The following is a 25,276-nucleotide window of genomic DNA, read 5'->3' on the forward strand; positions in this document are numbered from 1 at the left end:
AAGTTATCTGAATTATATAGACCAAGTTATAAAACTATAAAGATTACATGAAAATAGGAATTGTTTGTTATCCAACATTTGGAGGAAGTGGAGTAGTAGCAACAGAGTTAGGATTGGAGTTGTCAAAACGTGGTCACGAGATTCACTTTATTACATATAATCAACCTGTTAGACTTGAGTTATTAGGTAATAATGTTCATTTTCATGAAGTTAATGTACCTGAATATCCTTTGTTTCACTATCAACCTTATGAGTTAGCATTATCTAGTAAATTGGTAGATATGGTTAAGCTTCATCAAATAGAAGTTTTACACGTACATTATGCAATACCACATGCATACGCAGCTTACATGGCTCAAAAAATGTTAAGAGAAGATGATATTTATTTACCTATCGTAACCACATTACATGGAACAGATATTACATTAGTAGGTAGTCATCCGTTTTATAAACCAGCTGTTACATTTAGTATTAATAAATCAGATGCTGTAACTGCAGTATCACAGAGCTTAAAAGATGATACATTGCGTTTATTTGATATTAAAAATGAAATAAACGTAGTCACTAATTTTATAGATATTAATAAGTTTAGTCATAATTTTACAGACTGTCAACGCGGAATGATGGCTAACGATAATGAAAAAATTATTACACATATTAGTAATATGCGAGAAGTAAAGCGTATTCCTGATGTGATTAATATTTTTAATAATATTCAAAAAGAAATTCCTGCTAAATTAATGATGGTAGGTGAAGGTCCAGAAAAAGAACCTGCTGAGCGTTTATGCGAAAAATTAGGTATAAGCGATAGGGTTGTATTTTTTGGAAATAGTAATGAAATTGATAGGATACTTTGCTTCTCCGATTTGTTTTTATTACCAAGTAAAACCGAAAGTTTTGGATTATCAGCTTTAGAAGCGATGGCTTCAGGAGTACCTGTAATATCTAGTAATACAGGAGGTATTCCAGAAGTAAATAAAGAAGGTTTTTCTGGTTATTTAAGTAATGTTGGTGATGTAGAAAGTATGAGTAAAAACGCTATAAAAATACTTAAAGACGATTCAGTTTTAAAACAGTTTAAAGCAAATGCTAAGGAGCAGGCTAAAACTTTTGATATTCATCAGATTGTACCACAATATGAAGCTATCTATCAAAAAACACTAAACAAGTGTAAGGTTTTAAAATAATAGTACAAAAAAAACCACCGTAATAGGTGGTTTTTTTTATTTAAATATAGTGTTGATTTAAAATCTATAACGGATTCCTAATGCGATATCAAAATCTAAATCATCTCTGTAATCTCCAAAGCCTAATTCTGGTCTAAAGTCTAAAGATAATTGTAACGGAATATCAAAATTGTATTCAATTCCAATATCTCCAGCAGCAAAAACAAAAGTTTCATCATCTATAGCGCTGTTGTCAAAACTATAAGATCCAACACCACCACCAACTCCAGCGTACCAATTAAAGTCACCATCTAATACCCAAACCCATTGGTATAAACCAGCAAGTTTAAAACCGTCATAAGCACTACCAGAACGCCATCCTAAATCTACTTCTAATCGGTTATTATCACCTAAAGCACGTTGGTAAGACACTTCTGCTCCAAACCCGTCGCTATCTCCTAAACGTAAACCAATAGCGTTATCAGAAATATCCTGAGCGTAAGTAATTGTTGCAAATCCAAAAATTGCAAAAGCAAATAAAAAGTATTTTTTCATGTTAATTAATTTATTAGTTAATGTATGTACGTTTAAAATCCAATTAAGGATTATAACGCTCTAATATATTATCAAGTTAACTTATTTTTTGTTAAAAATATAAAATTTATTAACAAAAAAAAGACTGATAAACAGGTGTTTATCAGTCTTTAGTAAACTAAAACTAACTAACTATTATTCTCTATTTTACTACAGAAACATCAATTCTTCTATTTTTAGCACGTCCTTCTGCAGTTGCATTGTCAGCTATAGGATCAATAGATCCCATCCCTTGTGTATTTATACGTCCCGAAGCGACTCCCATTTCAACTAATGTATTTTTAACAGATAATGCTCTACTAGCCGATAAACTTTTGTTTCCTTCTACAGATCCAGTATTGTCTGTGTGACCTCTAAATAAGATATTTACTTTAGGGTAAGCTTTCATAATTGCTGCTACATTTTCAATTTGATTCATAGAATTAGCATCTAAAGAAGAAGATCCTGTATTAAAATATAATCTATCAAAAGCGTAGTATTTACCAGCTTCCATTTTACCGTCTTTGATATAACTTAAAAAGTTATCTTCAAATCCGCCTTCAGGTATATTTAATTTTGTTCCATTAGGTAAATCAGAGCTAAAAAAGTTGCCGATAGCTTCACCAAAAGCGTTGACTACATTTCCAGAAGCATCAACTATTCCTCCAGCAACATTACCAATTGTTTTTCCAGCTGCATCAACAGCATTACCTGCTGCGTCTACAGTTTTACCAATAGCGTTACCAGCTGCATCCACAACATTACCAGCAGCATCAACTGTGTTATCAATCGCGTTACCAGTAGCATCTACAACGTTTCCTGCAGCATCAGTTACTCCATTGGCAGTATTTTTAATTGCTCCTGTAGTTTCATTAGCTGCATCTTTTACATTATCCATTATAGATTTTTCACTATCACATCCTTTTATTAAAAAGAAAGCTAGTAACAATCCGATAATACCGATTGCCCAAGGTAAAATCTTTTTTAGTAAAGATCCTCCCGACTTTACAGCATTATTAGCTGTGTTAGCAGCAGCTCCTGAAACTTTGCTTGCTCCACTAAAAGCAGCTTTACCTGCATTACCAGCTAACCCTGCAGCTCCTCCTACAACTTTACCTGCACCACCAATAACGGATTTTCCCGCATCTCCAGCTATTCCTGCAGCACCACCAATAATTTTACCAGCACCATCAACAGCAGCTTTTCCTGTGTTGCCAGCAAACCCTAAAGCACCACTAGCTAAGCTTCCTAATTTATCAGAAATTCCTGAAAATGAACTTAGACCTAATAATGATGCTAATCCAGCAGGAGCAAACTTATCAAGAAAACTACCTTGATTTGATAATAAACCTACAAAGCTTCCTAAATCCATCCCTGAAGCTTTTTGCTTTCCTAAGACTCCTCCTAAAACAGATCCTGCAACATTTAAAATAGATGAAGACGAATCTTTACCCATTCCAGATACAGAGCTTACCAAGTCTATAACTCCTGAAGCTTTTTCTCCTAATATATTTTTTACAAAATCTAATCCTTTATTTAAAAACCCTTCCGATTGTGCGCCACCAACTCCTATTGTACTTGCTAAGTTGTCAACAGTACTTCCGTCTCCTAACATGCTAAAAATAGATTTAGCACCTTCAGGCGAAGAGGCTTTATCCATTATTCCTCCCAACAAAGCAGGCGCTGCAGCCATAAGTCCTTTTTGGATGGTGTCCTTTTGTTCTCCTCCTAAAAGTGAAGAAACGTTACCAAGTACATCATCAGATAATTGATCTTTAAATAGATTTAATAGATTTGTTGCCATTTATTTATTGTTTTAAGTTAATAATTACTAATACAAAGATATTTTTCTAATAAGCTTTAGTATTTTTGTTAGATAACTTAATAACGGTTATCGATAAAGTGTATCATTAATACGCTAAAACACCGTTTTTTTTAACTTAATTTTAGTTTTATTTAGCTTTATGGATTTAAAGAGTCTAAAAAACAGCTTGTTAGGTGATTTGTTTTATGATGATTTAACTAAATCTATTTATGCTACAGACGCTTCGGTTTACAGAATACTACCCATAGCTGTAGCTTACCCAAAAAATAGTGACGATTTAAAATTGCTTATACAGTTTGCTACACAAAATAAAACAGCATTAATACCTAGGACTGCAGGTACATCTTTAGCAGGACAATGTGTTGGAGAAGGTATAATAGTAGATGTATCCAAATATTTTAATGCTATTGTTTCTTTTGACAAAAAAAACAAAACAGTAACTGTGCAACCTGGAGTGGTTCGCGACCAGTTAAATAATTATCTAAAGCCTTTTGGATTATTTTTTGGTCCAAATACATCAACCTCAAATCGTTGCATGATTGGTGGAATGGTGGGTAATAATTCGTCAGGTACGACATCAATAAAATATGGAGTTACCAGAGATAAAGTGCTTGAGTTACAAACGGTGTTAAGTGATAGTAGCGTGGTTACTTTTAAAGGACTTACTAAAGCTAATATCAAAGAAAAATTAAAACTTGATACTTTAGAAGGTCAAATATATAGACAACTACAAAGCAATTTATTTAATGATAACGCTAAAGCGGAAATAATAAAGCACTTTCCAAAACCAGAAATCCATAGACGTAATACAGGTTATGCAATTGATGAATTAGTCAAAGATGAAACGTTTAACATTTGTAAATTACTTGCAGGAAGCGAAGGTACCTTAGCTTTTACTACGCAAATAACATTACAATTAGACGACTTACCTCTGGCAAATAGGATTATGGTTGCTATGCATTTTAATTCTATTAAAGAGTGTTTAAATGCTGTACAACCAGTAATGGAGCATGATTTATATACTTGCGAAATGATGGATAAAACCATTTTAGATTTAACCAAGTTTAATAAAACGCAACAAGACAATCGGTTTTTTATTCAAGGTGATCCCGAAGCAATTCTTATGTGTGAGGTTAGAGGAGTAACATTAGAGCAAGTAAAACAACAAGCTAATGACTTAATTAATATTTCTAAATCAAATACAGCAAGCTATGCTTACCCTATATTAATAGAAGACCAAATTGATAAGGCTAATAATCTAAGAAGTGCAGGTTTGGGCTTAATGGGTAATATGATTGGTGATAAAAAAGCAGTAGCTTGTATAGAGGATACTGCTGTTGCATTACCTGATTTAGCTAATTATATAGCAGATTTTACAGCCTTAATGGCTAGTTACAATCAAAAAGCAGTTTATTATGCACATGCAGGAGCAGGAGAATTGCATTTGCGTCCAATTTTAGATTTAAAACAATCCGATGACGTTAAGCTTTTTAGGCAAATTACAACAGATGTAGCGCATTTAGTTAAAAAGTATAATGGATCCTTTAGTGGAGAGCATGGTGATGGTATTGTTAGAGGTGAGTTTGTTGAGCTTATGATTGGTAGTAATAACTATCAATTATTAAGAGAGATAAAATCAAGTTTTGATCCTAATAATATTTTTAATCCAGGAAAGATTGTGGATGCTTATCCTATGGATAAAAACTTGAGATACCAACCAGATAAAGAGGTGCCAGAAATTACAACTCTTTTAGATTTTTCTAAGTCGCAAGGTATTTTAAGAGAAGCAGAAAAATGTAATGGTTCTGGTGATTGCAGAAAACTACCTGAGTTTGGTGGTACTATGTGTCCTAGTTACAGAGCAACTAAAAACGAAAAAGATACAACAAGAGCAAGAGCAAATGCACTATGTGAATATTTAACAAATTCTGATAAAAAAAATAAGTTTAATCACACAGAATTAAAGTCTGTTTTTGATTTATGTTTAAGTTGTAAAGCATGTGCAAGTGAGTGTCCAAGTAGTGTAGATGTTGCTAGTTTAAAAGCAGAGTTTTTGTATCAATATCAAAAGGAAAATGGCGTTTCAATTAGGACTAAATTATTTGCATTTAATAATCAATTAAATCAATTTGGTAGGCCAGTAAAAGGGATTACTAATTTTATGTTTTCTAATAAGATTACTGCATCATTAATTAAAAAAAGTCTAGGAATTGCTAAACAAAGAAGTTTGCCTTTATTGTCAAGTAATACTTTAGGTAGTATATTTCAATCATCTAAAAACAAGTCTTTTGTATATAAAAAAATAAAAACAGTTTATTTGTTTAATGACGAGTTTACTAATCAATTAGATGCTAACATTGGTGAAGATGCTATTCAACTATTATATGCTTTAAACTATGATGTTAAACTAATCAGTAACGCGGAATCAGGACGTGCTTTTATATCTAAAGGTTTATTGGATCAGGCTAAAAAAGTAGCCGAAAAAAACGTTAGTTTATTCAAAAATATAATTACTGAAAATTCGCCTTTAATAGGTATTGAACCTTCAGCGATTTTAACTTTTAAAGATGAATATCCAAGACTAGTTGAGGACAAAATTTCTGCGGAAGCAATAGCCAAAAACACATTTTTAATTGAAGCCTTTTTATCTAACGAAATTGCTATTGGAAACATTACTTCAGATCAATTTACATCCGAAGCAGAAGTGATTAAATTTCATGGTCATTGCCATCAAAAGGCACAATCAAACCAAATCCATAGTTTTAATGTTTTAAATCTTCCAAAAAATTATAAAGTAACCATAATACCTAGTGGTTGCTGTGGTATGGCTGGTAGTTTTGGTTACGAAAAAGAGCATTATGAGATAAGTATGCAAGTAGGTGAACAAACATTATTTCCTGCTGTAAGAAAAGCACCTGAAACTACTATAATTAGCGCTAATGGTACAAGTTGTAGGCATCAAATAAAAGATGGTACACAACGCGTTGCATACCATCCAGTTACTATATTAAAAAAGGCTTTGCTATAGTTATTCTGATACATTATAATCCGATAAAACTTGTGTATTAGTAATAGAAAGTGAGGTTTGTAAAGCGCCTAAATCTGCACCTAATTGATTTAATAATGCGGCAGTTTCAGTATTTAGCTGATAATTAGTATTAGCTTCTGCTTTAATTAAACCTACATTTTCAGCATAAAAACTATTAACAGATAGTACTTGTTGAGTGTCTAAAATTGAAATGGTTTGAGCTACTAAAATGGTAACTTCAGTGGTTACAGATAACTCTAAACTAATATTAGAAGACGTCACTGTATTATAGGTTACACCATTTACATCTAGGCTATTTAAGTTTTGTAATTGTTTACTTTTTAAAGTGTAATTTATGGTAACAGGATACCCTTCTAAATCTTGTGTAAAGGATCCAGTTTGTATAGATAATTGCGTTCCGTTATTTGCTTGTGTATTGTATAATAATGCATTGTCAAGTTCAATTTGAAAATCAAAACCATCAATAGGTAAAGCTACCGTTCCGTTAGCAGCTAAAGTCGTTTGGGTTCTAGATAATTCGCCACTAGTCAATATACCACTCATGGTTCCGTTAGCGATTCCGCCTTGGTTAACAGATAATGTGTAACCGTTTGAGGATTGGCTTTCAACCATTAATTCATCTTCACTTGGTGTATCTAAGCCAGTATTATTGTCGGTATTTACAACATTATAATCCCAAGAATTTAATGTGTTTAAAGGAAAAAAATCGCCTTCAAATTGTTGTTGTGACGTTGCAGGACTATCATCGGTAGAGTCGCTAGAGCAGCCAACTAAAATAATACTTAAAATTATTAAAGATGTAAATTTAGAAAAAGTCATAGGTCTGTAATTTTTAACAAATTAACACAAACTATAACAAACACCAAAATTAACGCTTATTTAGATGTTTTAAAAGGCTTCATAATAGTTATAGCTGCAATCAATTCTTGCTCTGACATCTCTTTAATGTCTTCATCAGCAAAAAAAGCAGATAATTTATCCTCACTATATCTATATAATTTCCAACGTTTAAATTGATACTCCAAAGCTGTAAAATTTTCTACCCAATCTCCAGAGTTTAAATAGTTTGTGGTGCCTTTTTTAGTTTCAACTATTTCATTTTTTGGTTGGTGGATATGACCACAAATAACGTAATCATACCCATTTTCTATGGCTAAGTCTGTCGCTGTTTTTTCAAAATTACTAATAAAGCGTACAGCACCTTTGACACTACTTTTTATTTTTTTAGATAACGAATAACGTTCTTTACCTAAAGTTACCAATATCCAATTAAAGACTTTATTAATTAATATTAAAAGGTCATAACCGTAAGCGCCTAATTTAGCTAACCATTTGGCACTTTGTATGGACGCATCAAAAACATCACCATGAAAAAACCATGCTTTTTTACCGTCTAATTCTAGTACCAATTTGTTTACAATGGATATATTTCCAATCTCTGAGTCTGTAAATTTTCTCAGCATTTCATCATGATTACCAGTTATATAAGTCACTTTGGTACCTTTTGCAGCTAAAGAGACTATCTTTTTTATAACTTGCATGTGTGATTTAGGAAAATAACGTTTGCTAAACTGCCAGATATCTATAATATCACCATTTAGTATTAAATGTTTAGGATCAACGCTACTTAAGTAAGTCAACAATTGTTTAGCATGACAACCATAAGTACCTAAATGGACATCTGATATGACTACAACTTCAACTTTTCTTTTTAATTTCAATACGGTTTACTTTCTTGATTACTAATGCAAATATCAAATTGTAGTGTTAATCTAACATTATTGCATAATTATCTAATTATAAGCTAATTGTTAAGATATCATTACCAATTTTTATAAGTTGAAATTATATTGGTTTTGTTTGACTATTATTTATGATTACATTAGCGTAAATTAAATTATTTATGGCAGGTAATAGCTTCGGAAACTTATTTAAACTCACCACTTTTGGAGAATCTCATGGTGTAGCTATTGGAGGAATTATTGATGGATGTCCTCCAGGAATTGAAATAGATTTGGAGGCTATCCAAATGGAAATGAATAGACGTAAACCAGGTCAGTCTGCTATTGTAACTCAGCGTAAAGAGCCAGATGAAGTTAAATTTTTGTCAGGAATTTTTGAAGGCGTTACAACAGGTACGCCAATTGGATTTATTATCGAAAATTCTAATCAAAAATCTCATGACTATTCACACATCAAAGATAGTTATAGGCCAAGTCACGCAGATTATGTCTACGAAAAAAAATATGGTTTAAGAGATTATAGAGGAGGAGGTCGTAGTTCTGCCAGAGAAACTGCTAGTCGTGTCGTTGCAGGCGCAATTGCTAAGCAAGTTTTAAAAAATGTAAAAATTAATGCTTTTACGTCTTCAGTTGGAGACATATTTATAGACAAACCGTATCAAGATTTAGATTTCACTAAAATTGAAAGCAATGCTGTGCGTTGTCCAGATTCAGCTATAGCTGAAAAAATGATTACACGTATTAAACAAATCCGTAAAGAAGGTGATACCATTGGAGGTACAGTAACTTGTGTGCTTCAAAATGTACCAATAGGTTTAGGCGAACCTGTTTTTGATAAACTGCATGCCGAATTAGGTAAAGCAATGTTATCCATTAATGCTGTTAAAGGTTTTGAATTTGGTAGTGGATTTTGTGGTGCTAAAATGAAAGGTAGCGAGCATAATGACTTATTTAATATTGACGGAAGTACAAAAACTAACCTATCTGGAGGTATACAAGGTGGTATTAGTAACGGAATGGATATTTATTTTAGAGTTGCATTTAAACCTGTGGCTACTTTAATACAAAAATATGAAACCATTAATAGAGATGGTGAAATAGTAGAAATGCAAGGAAAAGGAAGACATGATCCTTGTGTGGTACCAAGAGCTGTACCTATTGTGGAAGCTATGGCAGCTTTAGTATTAGCGGATTATTTATTGATCAATAAGACGTATTCTTAAATAAAATAAAGTCTAATAACTTAGTTTATAATATTTAAATGGACCCTCAAATTTATTATACTGCTTTAAATACCTTTGATCCCGAAAGTAAAACGGGATTTAGTTGGGTAGATTTTATGGCTTATTCTGATTTGACACATCTAACAGAATTAGTATCTTTAGATGGTAACTTAAATAGGTTGTCTTTTATGCCTGATTTAGATTCGGTAAAGGATTGGGATCATATTATTACACATCATGGCATGGTCATGTTTTATTTTAATGATTTAAACTATGTGCTTGAAAAAGTAAAAGAGTTGCATTATTTTAATTTGTTAGCAATAGTCAAACAACCTAATAGTGAAAAAGCGAACTTAACAACACATTTTGATTTTGTAGGCTATGACTTAATTGACGTTACAGGAGATACTAGTGCTTTATCAAATGCAGGAGGTTTTGATGCTACATTTTTACCTTCAGATTTAAATGATTATGGTTTAATAACGGACTATGATAAAGCAAAAACAATACAAACACAATTACCATTAAACAATCCAAATCAAGAACATACAACGTGTCATCTTTACGAAGTTTGGAGACATAAAACAATAGGAAGAAAAGCTAATTTAATAACTTAAAAAAAGTACTTTTTAAAAGGAACAACTACCAAAAGATATGAAAAAACTTGCATTACACTGGAAAATTATAATAGGAATGATATTAGGTATCATTTTTGGATTTTTAATGAATAGCGTTGATGGAGGTAGAGGTTTTGTTGGAGATTGGATAGCACCTTTTGGAACTATTTTTATTAATTTATTAAAATTGATTGCTGTTCCGTTAATATTAGCGTCACTAATAAAAGGAATTTCTGACCTAAAAGATATTTCTAAAATTAAATCTATGGGCTTACGTACCATAGGTATTTATATTGGGACAACTGTTATAGCTATAGTTATTGGTTTAAGTATAGTTAATATTATTAAGCCAGGCGAAGGAATGCCTCAAGACACAATCGAGAACATCAAAACAGCATACCAAGGTAATGCAGATGTTATGATAGGCAAAGCCAAAGTGACTAAAGAAGCTGGTCCATTACAACCATTAGTAGATATTTTTCCTAGTAATATATTTAATTCGTTTGCAGAGCCAGCGATGTTACAAGTTATATTCTTTGCTTTATTTGTGGGTATATGCTTACTATTAATTCCGGAGAAAAAAGCCAAACCATTAATTGATTTCTTTGATTCTTTAAATGAAGTGGTTATGAAAATGGTAGATTTAATTATGTTGTTTGCTCCTTATGCAGTATTTGCACTAATGGCAAATGTAATTATCGCATTTGATGATACCACCATATTGGTTAAACTATTGGGTTATGCTGCATGCGTAGTATTTGGTTTATTTTTAATGATTTGCTTCTACCTAATGCTAGTCAAAGTAGTTACTAAAAAATCACCTTTATGGTTTTTAAAACAATTTAGTCCAGCGCAATTATTAGCATTTTCTACATCAAGTAGTGCTGCTACATTACCTGTAACTATGGAGCGTGTAGAGGAGCATTTAGGTGTTGATAAAGAAGTCGCAGGATTTGTTTTACCAGTAGGAGCAACGGTTAATATGGATGGTACAAGTTTATACCAAGGTATTGCTGCTGTATTTATTATGCAAGTTATTTGGCCTGAAGGACTAACTTTTACAAATCAATTAGTTATTGTAGGTACCGCTTTATTAGCTTCTATTGGTAGTGCTGCAGTACCAAGTGCTGGTATGGTTATGTTAGTCATTGTATTAGAAGCTATCGGATTTCCTGCAGAATTACTACCTATTGGGTTAGCTTTAATTTTTGCGGTTGACAGACCATTAGATATGTGCAGAACGGTAGTTAATGTAACAGGAGATGCGACTGTATCTATGTTAGTAGCTAAGTCCTTAGGTAAATTACATGATAATCCTAAGGCTAAAGAATGGGATGATAATTATGAAAATGTAAAATAAACTACTAATTTTAATACGTTTAATGGTTTAATACATATAAATAAAAAAGTAATTATGGATGGATTTGATACTATTGTTTCGGTAGATTGGTTGAAGGCTAACATTAATCATGACCAGCTAATCGTATTGGATGCGTCTATACCAAAAGTAGGAAGTCAGTCTTTAAAACCGAATCAAAAGTATATTCCAAAAGCCCGTTTTTTTGATATAAAAAACGCTTTTAGTGATGTTAACGCAACATTTCCTAATACAATACCCTCAGAGATACAATTTGAAACAGAAGCCCAAAAACTTGGAATTAATAATACTAGTTTTATTGTGGTTTATGACGCTTTAGGCATCTATTCTAGTCCAAGAGCTTGGTGGCTTTTTAAAACGTTTGGACATAATAATGTAGCGGTTTTAGATGGTGGTTTGCCAGAATGGGAAGCTAGCGGTTATGTTACAGAACATAAATATAAAACAGATTTTAAATCTGGCAATTTTACAGCTAAATACAACCCAAATAATGTAGTATACTTTGAGTCGATTGAAGCTATTAGTAAAGATCCAGATTTTACAATTATTGATGCTAGATCTAATGATAGATTTACTAGTAAAGTAAAAGAACCTAGAGCAGGTTTACGATCTGGCACAATACCAAACTCGATAAATTTACCGCACGATGCTATTTTAGAGGGTTACAAGCTTAAGTCTATAGATGAGTTGCGTCTGATTTTTGAAACTATTTTAAAGCAGAATCAACACATAGTATTTAGTTGTGGCTCTGGTATTACAGCATCTGTTTTAAGCTTAGCAGCAACAATTATAGGTTATAATAATAGTGTTTACGATGGATCGTGGACAGAATACGGAACTTTAAAATCTTCAATAATGAAACAACCTAATACATGGACTAAGGACGAATTGTTAGCCTATATTTTAATATTTATAGCACATTCAGATTTAGACGAAACTAAAAAAGAAAAAAATTATATTCTTTCTAGAGTTAATAAAGACGTTTATAATCGTGTACACGAAAAATTTGAAGAAGATAACGACTATCAAAGTATTCAAAATATAATTGAAGCAGTTAAAACTCATGATTATTATCGCAATGATTTTGCAGATCTATTTGCAGATATAAAACTTATGGCTTTTGCAGATGGTGAAATGGATCAAATGGAGAAAGCTGCTTATAATTTATTAAAAAAAATACTAAAAGCTTAGTTTAGCAACTTTTGATTAAGATTTAGGGTAAAATTAAAAAGCCTCAAAACAGTTTTTTTGTCCTAAGTATAATACTATGCTAATTTAAGGTTAGACATTCCTTAAACTAAAACGCAATCTATTCCTAACTAACAGAAGTTAGGCTTGAGTTAACATAACTGTTTTGAGGCTATAACCAACCTCATACTCAAAGTTAAGAGACTAGCTAGTGTTATAAAATTGTAATTGAGTAAACAGGTGTTTTTAATGAGGGAAGTATAACTTTGGATGAGTCAAAGCTTATTAATTTAAAAATTTAGCTTTTAATTCTGGAGTAGGAATCATACAAGCTTCTTTTTTGCCATACCATCTATAACGGTTTTTAGCTACAAAGTCGTACACCCAATTTCTAATAAATGTAGGCACTATAAAAAAAACACCTAACATATTTATCGGAAATCCCAAGTGTGTGGCTATTACTAAAGCAGCAGTAGATTTAACCTTTAAGCCTTTAGTATTGGAATAGAGTAATATAGAGTCTGTTTTGCTTGTATCCAAGTTATATTTCTGGATAATGGACTGACCAATATTACTTTGTAAAGGAGCAAATAGATACTTGTTTTTTGTATCGTGTTTTATAACAAATTGTATTGATGTGTTGCAAAGGTTGCATACACCATCAAAAAGAATAAGCGATTTGTCGTTTGGTAAATTTTGCATATCACAAAAATAAATTAATATATTTACAAAAATCAATTATATGAGAACTTTACAACAATGGTTTGATAGTTATGCTGTCAGTCATCAAAATCCGACAAACATTTCTATACATTTTATATGTGTGCCAGCTATATTTTTTAGTGTTGTTGGTTTGTTTATGTCTATACCTAGTGGATTTTTAAATAATATTTTACCGCATCCTATCATTGCTAATTGGGCATTTGTTTTATTAGTTATAACCTTGGTGTTATTTTATTTTAGACTGTCTGTAAAGGTTGGAATACAAATGTTGTTGTTTTCGGCTTTTTGTCTTGTACATAATTATGTTATTGCGCAATATGTTCCTTTAGTTTACTTCTCTTTAGCGTTATTTATTATAGCTTGGATTGGTCAATTTTATGGTCATAAGGTAGAAGGTCAAAAACCTAGTTTTATTGATGATTTACAGTTTTTATTAGTTGGACCAGCTTGGGTTATGTACAAACTATTTGGTAAGTAGTATATTTAAGTAATCACAACACATGAGTTCGAGTGCTTCGACGTAGGAGGAGTATATCTAGAACTTTTACTTTTATTATTTTAATGTACTTCTCGATACAATTTGCTCGTGCCTCACAAATCACTCGAAGTGACGATGTGTGTTTTTAGTTGTACTTAGCAGTATTTGAGTAATCGCATCATGTCAGTTCGAGTGGTTCGACGTAGGAGGAGTGTATCGAGAACTTTTACTTTTATTAATTTTATATGCTTCTCGATACAATTTGCTCGTTCCTCACAAATCACTCGAAGTGACGATATGGCTTTTTGAGTTGTAAGTTAATTAGATAAGCAAATTACATTCTAATTTAGAGTAATCACAATACGTCAGTTCGAGTGCTTCGACATAGGAGAAGTGTATCGAGAACTTTTACTTTATAGTTTTTTATGCTTCTCGATACAATTTGCTCGTGCCTCACAAATCACTTGAAGTGACGATGTGGTGTATTGTTATAATACTATTATTTCTTTTTAACAGCCTCAACAAGCTCTAATACATCAACATTGACGTTAGTGGTAAACATACCATAGTTCACAATTGCTTTGCCTTTTTCAAACTTATCAATAGTACCAACAGCGCGACCATCATTCATCCTAACGCGATCACCAACTTTTAAGATTGCTTTTGGTGCTACAGGTTTGTTTTTTTCTTTTTCTTTAGCGTCTTTCTTCTTTTTACGGATGACTTCTACTGTTTTTTCGGCTTCCTGTTTAACTTGTTTCTCTTTAGCTTTTTCGGCTTTAGCTTGTTTTGCAGTTATTTTTTTTCGTTTAGAGTTTTCAATTTGTACTAATCTAAATAACTCTGACATTAACTCTTTTTTCTTCTTATCGTTAAAAAATTTCTCTGCAATATCATTCATTTTCTGACCTAAATAAATCAGTCGTTGATTGCTGTCATATAACTCTTGATAGTTTTCTAGTTTTTTCTGAACTTTAGCATTGATTTCTTCTAATTTATCAGCTTCAGATTGTTTTTTCTTTTCATTAACCTTTAGCGATTCGCTTGTTTTTTCAAGCTTAGCACGTTGTTTTTGCAGCTTAGCTATCGTTGCATCAAAGCGGACTTTACTGCGTTCAATTTTCTTTTTAGAACGATTAATTAAGCTATACGGAATTCCATTTTTTTGTGCGACTTCAAACGTAAAACTACTACCTGCTTGACCTAATGCTAATTTGTACATTGGTTCCAAGGTACGCTCGTCAAACATCATGTTAGCGTTTATCATTTCTTCCTTTTCATTAGCCAACATTTTTAGGTTAGCGTAATGTGTGGTAATAATTCCGTAGGCTTTTCTAGCATAAAATTCTTCCAAAAAAGTTTCAGCTAAAGCACCTCCTAATTCTGGATCAGATCCAGTACCAAATTCGTCAATTAAAAACAGCGTATTCTTGTTAATTTTCTTCAAGAAATAATTCATCTGTTTTAAACGGTAGCTATAGGTACTTAAATGATTCTCGATGGATTGATTATCTCCAATATCGCTAACAATACGATCAAATAAAAAGGCTTTGCTACGCTCATGCACAGGAATTAAAAAACCGGATTGCAACATGACTTGCAGTAAACCAACGGTTTTTAATGTAATGGATTTACCTCCAGCATTTGGACCCGAAATCACAATAATGCGACTGTCTTCTTTAAGTCCAATGGTTTGCGGAAACGTTTTTTCTTTTTTCTCTAAATTGTTTAAATAGAGTAGTGGATGGTAGGCATCACGCAAGTATAACGCTCTGTCTTCGCTAATTTCTGGTAAAATAGCGTTCATGGATTTAGCATATTTCGCTTTCGCGGAAATCACATCCATTTCGGTTAAAAAGGTTTGATATAACTCTAATAACGGTAAGTAATGACGAATGTAATTGGTCACTTCTTTTAGGATACGCACGACTTCTTCGCTTTCTTCGTATTCTAAATTATTAAGTTCTCTGGTGTGTTGTAACGTGGTTTCAGGCTCAATATAAACAATACTTCCTGTTTTACTTCCACCCATAATGGCACCTTTAACTTTACGTCTATACATAGCTTTTACTGCTAGTACGCGTTTGTTGTCCACCACAGACTCTCTAATATCATCTAGATATTCTAGATTGTGATATTGGTTTAAAGCAGAGGTAAAGCTAGAGTTAATTTTACCTTTTAACTTATTTATTTGTTGTCTAATGTTTTGTAATAAAGCCGAAGCGTTATCCTTTACGTCTCCAAAACGATCCACAACGCTATCCACCTTTTCAATTATAGCAGTGGTGACTTCAATTTGTGTGCTAAATTGTTGTAAACCTGGATAATAGGTGTCAAACTTTTTTAAAAATTTGACAATATCGTTAGCGGTTAAGGATATAGAAATTAGTTTTTTAAGACTATGGGTTTCTAAATAGGTATTTTCTATTTTTAATAATTGCAGCTCTTTAGTAATGGTGTCAAAACCATGATTTGGAATGCGATTATCATTATAGTAAGACGATAGATACTCGTTAGTTAACTGTAATGCGTTAAGTAGCGTTTCTTTGTCTTTATATGGTAAAATACTTAGTGCTTTTTGGTTACCTAAAGCAGTAACGCAATACTCGCTTACTTGCTTTAAAACGGTAGAAAACTCTAAATCTTGTAATGTCTTTTCGTGAATGTTTATCATCTATATTATTTTTCGTGACAACGAAAAACTGGTAATAAGCGTTAATTATTCTTTTTTTAGCATTACAAATTTACGGAATTGCGTTGGGATTTTAAATTATAGTTTAAATAGTTGTTTATCATTTTAAGATTTGATTAATAAATATCTAGTACAAGAAACACTTTAACTTGCGATTGGTTAGTTCTTTTTATTTTTAAAATAATTATAATACAGTTTAGCTACCATTCTAGATGACGCTAAACCTATAATAAAAACAGGAATATATCTTTTTTGAAAAACACTTTCTGTAAATAAGTCTGTTACACTTAAAGTAATTAAAATTACAGATACCATCCATAATAAAGTAAATACTATCAGGTTAGTTTTTGTCGGATTTTGAAGGATATTTTTTTTGGTCATTTTGGCTATTTCAGGTCACTATTTTAACTTAATCATTTCTTGTTTTATTATAACGTCTCCAGAGTCAGTTTGACATATAATTTTATTGTCGTTAATCTCAATGATTTCAATAACATATTTAACACCAATAATAGGTTGCATTTTAGGATCGTTAACTTTAGTATAAACCATTTGGTATTTACAATCCGAAAGCCAAGTCACAGTGCTTGTCATTTCTAAATTTAGTTTTGGGTAAGTATCTATTTGTATCGAGTCTGTCCTGATAGTTAGTAAGTCTGCGTAATCTGGATCTGTGTAAGTAAATGTTCCGTTTTTAAATGCTGAACAGTTTAACTCTTGACTAAAACAATTGGTTGTTATTTGAAACAATACTATAAAAATTATTTTTTGCATATTAAGTGAAATTGGGTTTTAACTGTTTACTGTTTTTGTAACCACAATCTAATGGCTTTACGTAAAGAAACTTCAGGTTTTGGTAACGGAATGGTTTGTCCAAATTGTTTACTTCGGTTAAATTTTGAATAGTTTGTTTTGTGTTTTTTCCAAACTTCTGGGTATAACTCCAAGAACTTATTAAAAAAACTTTGTTCGTTAATTTTACCTTCTAATTTAGAAAGTACGTCTTTAAATATTTGTTCTTGATCTATAATCATTGGGTTGTTGTATTGAGCAAATTATAGCGCTTTTGGTTAGCTTACGGTAACTTGAATTGGTTAGGTAGCTAAATTAAGTAAATTTAAATTGATACTTGTTTAGAGGTTTATTAGTTATTTGGGGTAGGAGTTAGCAAAGTTTTAAGTTAATTAGTTTCTTTTGTTAACTCATTAATTATAGTAATTTTCTCTACGATATATTCAATAACTTGTTTCGGTTGTAGTTCGGAAGATTTAAAACCATAAATATCATTCTCACAACTAGAACAATATTCGTTTGTAGCGTTGTTAGTTTTACTACATTCACAAATCCAGACTTCTTTTTCTTTAGATGACAGTATTTGTTTTTTTAAGGATTTTGTGCCTCGTTTTGGAAATGAATTATTTATAGATTCTGTTATACGATTAAAACCCTCAATATCGTTATAATCATAATGAGATTTATCAAAAGTAGCTATACTTAAACCAATTTTATTTTTTGAAATATTTTCATTTTGTATAAGTTCTATGGTGAGATCAAAATCTAAGAGAAACAACTCTTTTATTATAGTTTTAATTTCGTTTATAGTAGTGTTATCATCATTTTTTAAAATGAAATTATATAAAATTTTATGTTTGTTTTCATCTGAAAGATTGTCAATATAAATTTTTAATTTTTCTGTAAATTCATTGATCTTGTTTTCAGGATAATTACTATTCAGGAAATAAGATAATTTGGTTAGCAAAAATGGGAAGACTTCAATCATTTGATTAGAAGTAATGAACTGCCAAGTATCATTATTAAAATTTAAAGTATCTTCTTTAGCTTTTTTTATAATCAAATTCTTCTGTCTTAAATCATTTATTTCATCCACAGAAATTTTTTCAGCAATTGTTTTTTGTTTTATTTCGTTACCATTTTCATGTTTGGATATAACAGCAGTACCAATAGCTGTAATCATAAACATTGATTTGCCTTTACCTGATATTTCATCAATATCAATTTTTAAGCCAAGTACACAATTCCCACCAACTTCATAACAAGAGTATTTGATTTTTGTTATAGCATCCTCATAAATTGAATTTAGTCTTTTTTGATAAGAACTAGATTTGCCACCAAATACATCTGTTAAACCACCTAAAAAATCACTAAACACATTTGTTCCTAAGACTATATGTGCAGATACTGGTTGAATATGTTTAACTACTTTCATTCCTACAATTGAAGCGGTTGTAGTCACTATGATGTCTTTTGGTTTAGCCATGTTTTTTTAGGTTTAATTAATATTTAATAAGCTTAGGAAATGAATTATTTGTTCGGTGTTTTTAATTATTATAAGTTTGTGAAACCATTTACTTTAGACTTAAAATTTTTATGAATTAATTGTCTAATGCTTTATTATTTCCTCGATAAATGCAATTAATGATTCAATTGTATCAATATTTTTAGTTGATTTTTCAAAAATTTCAAAATTGAAATTTTTTTCTATTTCTTTTTTTATTTGAGAAGGGTTTCTCGAGCACACATAAATTTTTCTACTACTTTTGTTAAATGAATGTTTAATTAACTTTTTAAGATGCGGTTCTGATTTCATTGAATTTCCAAAAATTATTAATTTATCAGAATTTTCCATTGATTTTTTTATTTCAATAAAATATCGGCTTAGAACAGAATCTCTACTAATTAATTCTTCTTTAAGATTTGGATTGTTAAAAATTATTACAGGATCAAAATTTTGTGTGTTTTTTGAGGTTTTATATGTAATTCCATGTTTTTTTTCGAATTTATATGAGCCATGTATATGAAATCTACGAATTTTATTTTTTAAGTTTTTATCATATAATTTTAAATAATTTGGAAGTTCAGGAATTGATCCAAAACCATCAACACCTATAAAACCATGTTGAGAACCTCCTTTAGTGAATAAAGCATCAATTATACCATCGTAGTTAGTATTATATATATCACAATTTGTAATGTTGTTATTATTTATAAGTTTTTCAAAAGAATCTCCAAAATCTGGAAAAAATCGTTTCAAATCTTTGTAGCCTTCTGAATTTTCATGAATTCTAAACTCTTCTGCTATTTCTCTAATCTTATCAATTAATAAGATGTTAAACGTTTTTTTTATTTCGTCTATTTTTTGTTTTCCCATTATTTGTTCAAATAATTGTATACTTGAAAAAAAGTCTAAAACTGCATAAATCATTTTTATTAATTCTTCATCACTGACATGTTGATAATGATTTTTTAATTCATTAAAGAGAGAGTCAAATTTTTTCCATAAAGAGGATATTTCACGAATTTTGCTTCCAATTTCACTTTTTGATGTAGAAATACTTGAAGGGATATTTTCTGTTGTGGTTTGGGTTATAATTGATTCAATTAGATAATTAAATCCATTTCCAATTATGAACGATATTTTCATTTTGTTTGTTTTTATCTCTTAATAATTGATGCAGTAAACTTTCTTAAGTTATAATAGACCACATATAGTTTCATAATCACTAAAACGAAGCTACAAGTATCTAATTTAGCTTGCAATACGTACAACTACGTATTTTTAGTTTCGGTTGTGTTGTAAATTTAGATTAAGTTTTGGTGGTATTTTTACGGTATTCCGTAATCATATTAAATGTTATAAACATTAAAAGCACAAACTAAGGGTTTGTGCTTTTTGTAAAGTGATTATAACTGTTGCTATAATGTAAACTGTTTAGGTCTGGTTTTATAGTTTCGGTAGTAGGTAAGTGGCTTATGGCAGTATTTCCGCGAAAGCGTTATACTATTAACTTGTGTTTAGGCTATTATAAAATTGTAGAGTAGTCCAACGCTTATGGCTATTCCAAAACTAAGTAGTGTACCTATTAAAATATATTCGGTTAATTTACGGTCTTTGGCTTTGGATAAATCGCCAAACCTAAACACGGATTTTGCTGCTATTAATAGTCCTATGGCACTCCATTGATTGATGATTATAAAGCCAAACACAAATAATCGCTCTAGTATACCAATGTATTTTCCTGCTTTTTCTAAAGAGTCGTTTGCATCGTCCTCGTCTAGGATCCATTTGCTCATGACTAAGCGCATGATTACGGATGCGATACTAGTTATAGCTATTAAGGATAGTAGTAATGCTAAAACGTTTTTAGAGTATAATGTGTTGATGTCAAAGCTGTATTGCGTGTAAGTTAATGCGACTATTGCAATGACTATTAGGTGTGCTATTTGATCTAATATAAATAGTAGTCTTGGGTTTATTTTTTTGGTTAGATTAAGTTTGATGACATCTATTATGTAATGAGAGACGACTATGCTGACTATTCCTATCCAATAGTTGGCATTAAATTGTAGTAAAATTAGTAATGCTAAGGCGTGGATTAGCACATGAAAATATAGGTATTTGGACTTGTGCTTTTTTATGGTTTTGTCTTTTACCCATTGGTCTGGTTGCAGGACAAAATCGCCAATTGCGTGTGCTAGGACTAATTTTAGGACTAATAACATCATAATTTTTGTAATTGTTGTTGGTAGTAGGTGTTTAGTTGCATGACCTCATCATAGCCACCACGTTTTAGGGCTTCGCTGATATTACTTTGGGATTTGCCTAATAGTGTAGCTATTTCTTTTTGGTTTTTTGTAGGATGCTCCAAAACCGTTACAATAACATTGGCAACTGTGCTGCTCCAGTTATTTGCGGTTAATAAGGCTAGATTTAGCATAATGTTTAAGGGTTGGTCCCAATCTGGTTGATTTGTGTTTATGGCTAGTGTTTGCTTTTTTAGGTTTTCAAAAGCTAAACCAGAGTTAACGTAAGCAGGACCATTGGATTCGGCTATTTTTTTAGCCTTATGGGTTTGCTGTCCTAAACCAATTGCGATTCTGACATCGTATAATTTACTTTCTTTAATGGCTGCTTTTATATGTATAGCAGCTAATAATGCAACTTGTGGTGTGGTGATTAATTGAAAACTGTCTCCTCTAAAAATTTCCCAATCGTGTGGCTCTTGACCATATTGATCAAGCGTTTTTTTTAAAGTATCCAACCATTGCAAGACATTACCTTGTCTAGAATTTATAATATCTCCTGTTAACACTGCTATCATAGTACTACTATTTTTTATAAAGATATCTGTTTTTAAGACGATATACAAATATATCTGCTTATAATACGATAATTTAAAATATCTGCTTTAAAACAGATAATTAATTATATCTGATTATTAAAGCGATTACATGTAGCTAGTCACTGTCATGACTACTAAAGTAAAGATAATTAGGATGATAAATAATGGCATTATAAATTTTAGCCATTTATTAAATCCTACTTTAACCACAGCTAAAGAGGCTAAAATTAAACCTGTTGGGTTAATAAAATAAAATAATCCCATACCAAATTGGTAAGCATTAACCACAATCTCTCTACCAATACCAACACTATCCGCTAAAGGTGACATGATTGGCATAGTTAGTACAGCCATACCAGAACTACTAGGTATAAAAAAGGATAAACCTGCATAAATAGCAGTTAAGGCACTAGCAAAAACACCTTTATTCATACCTTGTGTCATTCCGCTAGCATAATGTAATAAGGTGTCACTAATTAAGCCATCTGCCATAATAACGGTTACACCACGTGCAATACCAATAATTAAGGCAACACCTAATAAATCTCCTGCACCTTTTACAAAGGTGTCTATAAAATCGGTTTCTTTAATCTTAGCAATAATACCAATTATGATAGATCCCACTAAAAAAGTAGAAGTCATTTCCACAAACCACCACTCTAAAGCAACAACACCATAAATCATGATTATAAAGCAAAGCGCAAATACAATTAAGGATAATCTTAATCTAGTAGTAAAGGCTACCGTTTTTGAGTTATTTTGTGTAAATAAGGCAGCAATTTGCTGTTGTTGGTCATAAATAATAGATTTTGTAGGATCTTTTTGGACACGTTTACCATATCTAATAATATAAATTAAAGCAATAGTCAGACAGGCAAACAACATAAAAAGACGAATCCATAATCCTGTGGTCCAACTAATTCCAGCCGAATCACTAGCAATAATAGTACTAAACGGATTAATTGTTGAGCACATGGTACCAATCGAGCTTCCTAAAAAGATACAAGCAATACCAACCATAGCATCATATTTTGCTGCTAAAAACACAGGAATTAGAATAGGGAAGAAGGCGATAGTCTCTTCAGCAAAACCAAACGTTGTTCCGCCAGCAGCTACCAAAACAGTAACTAATATAATAAGGATAAACTCGCGACCTTTTAAAGCATTTGCCAACCATCCAATACCAGCATCAAAAGCTCCTGTACTATTAATAATACCAATTAATCCTCCAATAATTAAAACTAGAAAAATAATGTCTGAAGCCTCAATAATACCCTTAACTGGCGATTTTACAAAGTCGTAAAAACTTTGTGGTTTGGCTTCCAGCTGTTGGTAGGTATTTGGAATATTAATAGGTTTATAAATGTCGCCATTTGTAAATTTTTCTAACGGAATTTTAATATTTAAAGTCTCCAACGTTTCCTGAGTAGCAGGTAAGGTAACAGATTGCTCTGTACTAACTCTAGTAAACTGATTAGATGTTTTATCGTAACCCAAGGTTTGGTATTTACCAGCAGGAACTAACCAAGTTAATAGCGTTACTAATCCTGCAATAATTAGTAAAATGGTTTGTGCAGAAGGAAATTTAAGTGTTTTCATGTATTATTTATTCAACTTTTTGAAAATCAAACACTATTTCAAATAAATTAAAACAGTTTTTAAGATTACTAAAAGTTACGCTTTAAATGGTTATTTAATATTTTGAATATTGGTTTAGTGTTATTAAAGATAGTATTATTTTTAGCATACTATTACAAGTCAACGCTACAAAAATAAACAACATATGAACGTCGCTATCCATGAAAGTTGGAAAAATTATTTACAAACCGAATTTGATAAACCTTATTTTAAAGATTTAACTCAATTTGTAGACAATCAATATAAAACTGAAACTTGTTTTCCACCAGAAGATTTAATATTTAATGCTTTTAACACCTGTACTTTAAAGGCTTTAAAAGTCGTTATTATTGGTCAAGATCCTTACCACAATTACAACCAAGCTAACGGATTGTCGTTTAGTGTTAAAGATGATGTAAAACATCCACCATCTTTAGTAAACATTTTTAAAGAAATTGAAACAGATTTAGGTAAACCTTATCCGTCAAGCGGAAATTTAGAGCCTTGGGCTAAACAAGGCGTGTTTTTGCTAAATGCCACATTAACCGTTAGAGCACATGAAGCAGGTAGCCATCAAAACAAAGGTTGGGAAACCTTTACAGATGCTGTAATAAAAACTATTAGCAAGCAAAAAGAAAATGTTGTGTTTTTACTTTGGGGAGGATTTGCTAAGAAAAAAGCGAAGTTAATAGATGGTACAAAACATCATATATTAACCTCTGGACATCCATCACCATTAAGTGCTAATCGTGGGTATTGGTTTGGAAATAAACATTTTAGTCAGACTAACAGTTTGTTAATATCTGATGGGTTAGATTTGATAAATTGGTAGATTTATAATTGTTGTAGTTTTTTGAAACTGCTTCGCGTTGTATGTCAAACACTCCGATTTTATTTCATAAAACCACCTCTCTTTGGCTAAAGTGAGGAGCTGTGTAAGATTGTGCTAATGTCTTTGAGATAAAGTATAAATAAAAACGCCTCATTTTAAATGAGGCGTTTTTATAATTTATACATCTGCGACTAAATCTTCATACTTCCATTTTTCAGGAATAATATTTAATGCAAACAATTCGTCTTGTACTTTTTGTACTGTTTTTTTAGAAATATTTTCTTGCGACCATTCTGTTAAGCCTAACCATTCTTGCACGTCTTCCAATTCCTGCTCGTAGCGGTTTGCAATCATACGATCAATACTTGGTATATCTTTAAACTCTTGGGTTGTAGCATTAACAATGTCTAAAATAGCCTTCACATCGTCTTTATTGGTTTTCAAAAATTCTTCTCTAACAGCTATAACAAAACAAGGCCAAGGTGAAGGACAGTTGTCAACACGTCTAAATGTACCATTATCTACTAATGGTTTTGTGGTAAATTTTTCCCACATAAAGTAATCTGCTTTACCTTGGGTTAGTCCCTCAACAGCACCTTCAAGGTTTTTTATAACTTCAAAATCTAAATCTTTTTCTAAATCCCAACCGTTATTTTCTGCATTAATGTATGCCATTAAATGCGATCCAGAACCATATCTGCTTATAGCAGCTTTGGTTCCTTTTAAATCTTCAATCTTATTATAGTCAGTGTTTGCAGCAACATGAATTCCCCATATTAATGGTGTTTTTACAAAAACTTGTACAATTTTAGACTTATTACCATCAATAATATCTTTAATAATCCCTTCTGTTAGGATTACTGCCATATCGATGTCACCATCTCTTAAGCCTTTACACATGGCTCCAGTGCCTCCAAAATAGTCTTTCCAACGTAAGTTGATATCTTGCTCTTTAAATTCGCCATTTTTTAAACCTAAATACCAAGCTAGATTAAAATGTTCTGGTACACCACCAATATTAATTTGTTTCAT

Annotated in this window: 23 protein-coding genes; 8 read left to right on the forward strand and 15 right to left on the reverse strand. The window is 31.4% G+C overall.

The window, feature by feature from the left end; all coding sequences use genetic code 11:
• Nucleotides 1–47 precede the first annotated feature (47 nt).
• Entirely contained in the window at nucleotides 48–1,187 is a 1,140-nt protein-coding gene (gene bshA / locus JM82_RS04970; RefSeq protein WP_145001631.1) for an N-acetyl-alpha-D-glucosaminyl L-malate synthase BshA, read from the forward strand.
• 57 nt (nucleotides 1,188–1,244) lie between these two features.
• Here the strand turns inward: bshA and JM82_RS04975 are convergent, their stop codons facing one another.
• Nucleotides 1,245–1,721, reverse strand: coding sequence for a hypothetical protein (locus JM82_RS04975; RefSeq protein ID WP_145001632.1), 477 nt, complete (start codon nucleotides 1,719–1,721; stop codon nucleotides 1,245–1,247).
• Between the two features lie 181 nt (nucleotides 1,722–1,902).
• On the reverse strand, nucleotides 1,903–3,543 hold the full coding sequence (locus tag JM82_RS04980) for an OmpA family protein (RefSeq protein ID WP_145001633.1): 1,641 nt from the start codon (nucleotides 3,541–3,543) through the stop codon (nucleotides 1,903–1,905).
• A 160-nt stretch (nucleotides 3,544–3,703) separates the two neighbouring features.
• On the opposite strand from JM82_RS04980, the gene JM82_RS04985 reads away from it, so the two are divergent.
• Entirely contained in the window at nucleotides 3,704–6,592 is a 2,889-nt protein-coding gene (locus JM82_RS04985) for an FAD-binding and (Fe-S)-binding domain-containing protein (RefSeq protein ID WP_145001634.1), read from the forward strand.
• Here the strand turns inward: JM82_RS04985 and JM82_RS04990 are convergent, their stop codons facing one another.
• Both JM82_RS04990 and JM82_RS04995 read right to left on the reverse strand, forming a co-directional pair.
• Complete coding sequence (locus JM82_RS04990) at nucleotides 6,593–7,432, reverse strand: hypothetical protein (protein ID WP_145001635.1); 840 nt, start codon at nucleotides 7,430–7,432, stop codon at nucleotides 6,593–6,595.
• A gap of 56 nt (nucleotides 7,433–7,488) precedes the next feature.
• Nucleotides 7,489–8,334: a UDP-2,3-diacylglucosamine diphosphatase gene (locus JM82_RS04995; protein WP_145001636.1), complete on the reverse strand. Its 846-nt coding sequence runs from the start codon at nucleotides 8,332–8,334 to the stop codon at nucleotides 7,489–7,491.
• A 182-nt stretch (nucleotides 8,335–8,516) separates the two neighbouring features.
• Between JM82_RS04995 and aroC the strand changes: the two genes are divergently transcribed.
• From aroC to JM82_RS05015, 4 genes are read left to right on the forward strand one after another with little or no spacing between them, the layout of a single operon-like run.
• Nucleotides 8,517–9,578, forward strand: a complete 1,062-nt coding sequence (gene aroC / locus JM82_RS05000; RefSeq protein WP_145001637.1) for a chorismate synthase — start codon at nucleotides 8,517–8,519, stop codon at nucleotides 9,576–9,578.
• A 38-nt stretch (nucleotides 9,579–9,616) separates the two neighbouring features.
• Complete coding sequence (locus tag JM82_RS05005; RefSeq protein ID WP_145001638.1) at nucleotides 9,617–10,195, forward strand: hypothetical protein; 579 nt, start codon at nucleotides 9,617–9,619, stop codon at nucleotides 10,193–10,195.
• A gap of 37 nt (nucleotides 10,196–10,232) precedes the next feature.
• Nucleotides 10,233–11,555 carry a dicarboxylate/amino acid:cation symporter gene (locus JM82_RS05010; protein WP_145001639.1) on the forward strand — a complete coding sequence of 441 codons (1,323 nt, stop codon included), beginning with the start codon at nucleotides 10,233–10,235 and terminating at the stop codon, nucleotides 11,553–11,555.
• 54 nt (nucleotides 11,556–11,609) lie between these two features.
• Complete coding sequence (locus JM82_RS05015) at nucleotides 11,610–12,764, forward strand: sulfurtransferase (protein ID WP_145001640.1); 1,155 nt, start codon at nucleotides 11,610–11,612, stop codon at nucleotides 12,762–12,764.
• A 282-nt stretch (nucleotides 12,765–13,046) separates the two neighbouring features.
• On the opposite strand, the gene JM82_RS05020 is transcribed toward JM82_RS05015, so the two are convergent.
• Nucleotides 13,047–13,463, reverse strand: a complete 417-nt coding sequence (locus JM82_RS05020) for a thiol-disulfide oxidoreductase DCC family protein (RefSeq protein ID WP_145001641.1) — start codon at nucleotides 13,461–13,463, stop codon at nucleotides 13,047–13,049.
• A 40-nt stretch (nucleotides 13,464–13,503) separates the two neighbouring features.
• Here JM82_RS05020 and JM82_RS05025 point away from each other — a divergent pair, with 40 nt between their 5' ends.
• The gene (locus JM82_RS05025) at nucleotides 13,504–13,962 is read left to right on the forward strand and encodes a DUF962 domain-containing protein (RefSeq protein WP_145001642.1); all 459 of its coding nucleotides are present in this window, start codon (nucleotides 13,504–13,506) and stop codon (nucleotides 13,960–13,962) included.
• A 499-nt stretch (nucleotides 13,963–14,461) separates the two neighbouring features.
• On the opposite strand, the gene JM82_RS05030 is transcribed toward JM82_RS05025, so the two are convergent.
• The 9 genes from JM82_RS05030 to JM82_RS05070 form a co-directional block, all read right to left on the reverse strand.
• Nucleotides 14,462–16,636, reverse strand: coding sequence for an endonuclease MutS2 (locus JM82_RS05030; protein ID WP_145001643.1), 2,175 nt, complete (start codon nucleotides 16,634–16,636; stop codon nucleotides 14,462–14,464).
• A 177-nt stretch (nucleotides 16,637–16,813) separates the two neighbouring features.
• Entirely contained in the window at nucleotides 16,814–17,035 is a 222-nt protein-coding gene (locus JM82_RS05035) for a hypothetical protein (protein WP_145001644.1), read from the reverse strand.
• A gap of 18 nt (nucleotides 17,036–17,053) precedes the next feature.
• Nucleotides 17,054–17,428 carry a hypothetical protein gene (locus JM82_RS05040; RefSeq protein ID WP_145001645.1) on the reverse strand — a complete coding sequence of 125 codons (375 nt, stop codon included), beginning with the start codon at nucleotides 17,426–17,428 and terminating at the stop codon, nucleotides 17,054–17,056.
• 26 nt (nucleotides 17,429–17,454) lie between these two features.
• Nucleotides 17,455–17,688 carry a hypothetical protein gene (locus JM82_RS05045; protein WP_099569299.1) on the reverse strand — a complete coding sequence of 78 codons (234 nt, stop codon included), beginning with the start codon at nucleotides 17,686–17,688 and terminating at the stop codon, nucleotides 17,455–17,457.
• A gap of 146 nt (nucleotides 17,689–17,834) precedes the next feature.
• A complete protein-coding gene (locus JM82_RS05050; protein ID WP_145001646.1) occupies nucleotides 17,835–18,932 on the reverse strand; it encodes a YbjQ family protein in 1,098 nt (365 codons plus the stop codon).
• Between the two features lie 123 nt (nucleotides 18,933–19,055).
• Complete coding sequence (locus JM82_RS05055; RefSeq protein ID WP_145001647.1) at nucleotides 19,056–20,096, reverse strand: hypothetical protein; 1,041 nt, start codon at nucleotides 20,094–20,096, stop codon at nucleotides 19,056–19,058.
• Nucleotides 20,097–20,467: 371 nt separating this feature from the next.
• Nucleotides 20,468–21,178 (reverse strand): DUF3307 domain-containing protein, encoded by a 711-nt coding sequence (locus JM82_RS05060; protein ID WP_145001648.1) that lies wholly within the window; start codon nucleotides 21,176–21,178, stop codon nucleotides 20,468–20,470.
• Nucleotides 21,175–21,774, reverse strand: coding sequence for a SatD family protein (locus JM82_RS05065; RefSeq protein ID WP_145001649.1), 600 nt, complete (start codon nucleotides 21,772–21,774; stop codon nucleotides 21,175–21,177). The genes JM82_RS05060 and JM82_RS05065 overlap by 4 nt, the downstream gene beginning before the upstream one ends.
• Nucleotides 21,775–21,900: 126 nt before the next feature.
• The gene (locus JM82_RS05070; RefSeq protein ID WP_145001650.1) at nucleotides 21,901–23,394 is read right to left on the reverse strand and encodes a YfcC family protein; all 1,494 of its coding nucleotides are present in this window, start codon (nucleotides 23,392–23,394) and stop codon (nucleotides 21,901–21,903) included.
• A 184-nt stretch (nucleotides 23,395–23,578) separates the two neighbouring features.
• On the opposite strand from JM82_RS05070, the gene ung reads away from it, so the two are divergent.
• The gene (ung, locus tag JM82_RS05075; protein ID WP_145001651.1) at nucleotides 23,579–24,244 is read left to right on the forward strand and encodes a uracil-DNA glycosylase; all 666 of its coding nucleotides are present in this window, start codon (nucleotides 23,579–23,581) and stop codon (nucleotides 24,242–24,244) included.
• Between the two features lie 177 nt (nucleotides 24,245–24,421).
• Here the strand turns inward: ung and JM82_RS05080 are convergent, their stop codons facing one another.
• Nucleotides 24,422–25,276 (reverse strand): substrate-binding domain-containing protein, encoded by an 855-nt coding sequence (locus JM82_RS05080; RefSeq protein WP_145001652.1) that lies wholly within the window; start codon nucleotides 25,274–25,276, stop codon nucleotides 24,422–24,424.

It is taken from the genome of Olleya sp. Hel_I_94, from assembly GCF_007827365.1.
Classification (GTDB): domain Bacteria; phylum Bacteroidota; class Bacteroidia; order Flavobacteriales; family Flavobacteriaceae; genus Olleya.

Excerpts from the sequence above, each read along its gene's own strand:
- bshA (WP_145001631.1), top strand. The coding sequence starts at position 48 with ATGAAAATAGGAATTGTTTGTTATCCAACATTTGGAGGAAGTGGAGTA.
- JM82_RS04975 (WP_145001632.1), bottom strand. The coding sequence starts at position 1,721 with ATGAAAAAATACTTTTTATTTGCTTTTGCAATTTTTGGATTTGCAACA.
- JM82_RS04980 (WP_145001633.1), bottom strand. The coding sequence starts at position 3,543 with ATGGCAACAAATCTATTAAATCTATTTAAAGATCAATTATCTGATGAT.
- JM82_RS04985 (WP_145001634.1), top strand. The coding sequence starts at position 3,704 with ATGGATTTAAAGAGTCTAAAAAACAGCTTGTTAGGTGATTTGTTTTAT.
- JM82_RS04990 (WP_145001635.1), bottom strand. The coding sequence starts at position 7,432 with ATGACTTTTTCTAAATTTACATCTTTAATAATTTTAAGTATTATTTTA.
- aroC (WP_145001637.1), top strand. The coding sequence starts at position 8,517 with ATGGCAGGTAATAGCTTCGGAAACTTATTTAAACTCACCACTTTTGGA.
- JM82_RS05005 (WP_145001638.1), top strand. The coding sequence starts at position 9,617 with ATGGACCCTCAAATTTATTATACTGCTTTAAATACCTTTGATCCCGAA.
- JM82_RS05010 (WP_145001639.1), top strand. The coding sequence starts at position 10,233 with ATGAAAAAACTTGCATTACACTGGAAAATTATAATAGGAATGATATTA.
- JM82_RS05015 (WP_145001640.1), top strand. The coding sequence starts at position 11,610 with ATGGATGGATTTGATACTATTGTTTCGGTAGATTGGTTGAAGGCTAAC.
- JM82_RS05020 (WP_145001641.1), bottom strand. The coding sequence starts at position 13,463 with ATGCAAAATTTACCAAACGACAAATCGCTTATTCTTTTTGATGGTGTA.
- JM82_RS05025 (WP_145001642.1), top strand. The coding sequence starts at position 13,504 with ATGAGAACTTTACAACAATGGTTTGATAGTTATGCTGTCAGTCATCAA.
- JM82_RS05030 (WP_145001643.1), bottom strand. The coding sequence starts at position 16,636 with ATGATAAACATTCACGAAAAGACATTACAAGATTTAGAGTTTTCTACC.
- JM82_RS05035 (WP_145001644.1), bottom strand. The coding sequence starts at position 17,035 with ATGACCAAAAAAAATATCCTTCAAAATCCGACAAAAACTAACCTGATA.
- JM82_RS05040 (WP_145001645.1), bottom strand. The coding sequence starts at position 17,428 with ATGCAAAAAATAATTTTTATAGTATTGTTTCAAATAACAACCAATTGT.
- JM82_RS05045 (WP_099569299.1), bottom strand. The coding sequence starts at position 17,688 with ATGATTATAGATCAAGAACAAATATTTAAAGACGTACTTTCTAAATTA.
- JM82_RS05050 (WP_145001646.1), bottom strand. The coding sequence starts at position 18,932 with ATGGCTAAACCAAAAGACATCATAGTGACTACAACCGCTTCAATTGTA.
- JM82_RS05055 (WP_145001647.1), bottom strand. The coding sequence starts at position 20,096 with ATGAAAATATCGTTCATAATTGGAAATGGATTTAATTATCTAATTGAA.
- JM82_RS05060 (WP_145001648.1), bottom strand. The coding sequence starts at position 21,178 with ATGATGTTATTAGTCCTAAAATTAGTCCTAGCACACGCAATTGGCGAT.
- JM82_RS05065 (WP_145001649.1), bottom strand. The coding sequence starts at position 21,774 with ATGATAGCAGTGTTAACAGGAGATATTATAAATTCTAGACAAGGTAAT.
- JM82_RS05070 (WP_145001650.1), bottom strand. The coding sequence starts at position 23,394 with ATGAAAACACTTAAATTTCCTTCTGCACAAACCATTTTACTAATTATT.
- ung (WP_145001651.1), top strand. The coding sequence starts at position 23,579 with ATGAACGTCGCTATCCATGAAAGTTGGAAAAATTATTTACAAACCGAA.
- JM82_RS05080 (WP_145001652.1), bottom strand. The coding sequence starts at position 25,276 with ATGAAACAAATTAATATTGGTGGTGTACCAGAACATTTTAATCTAGCT.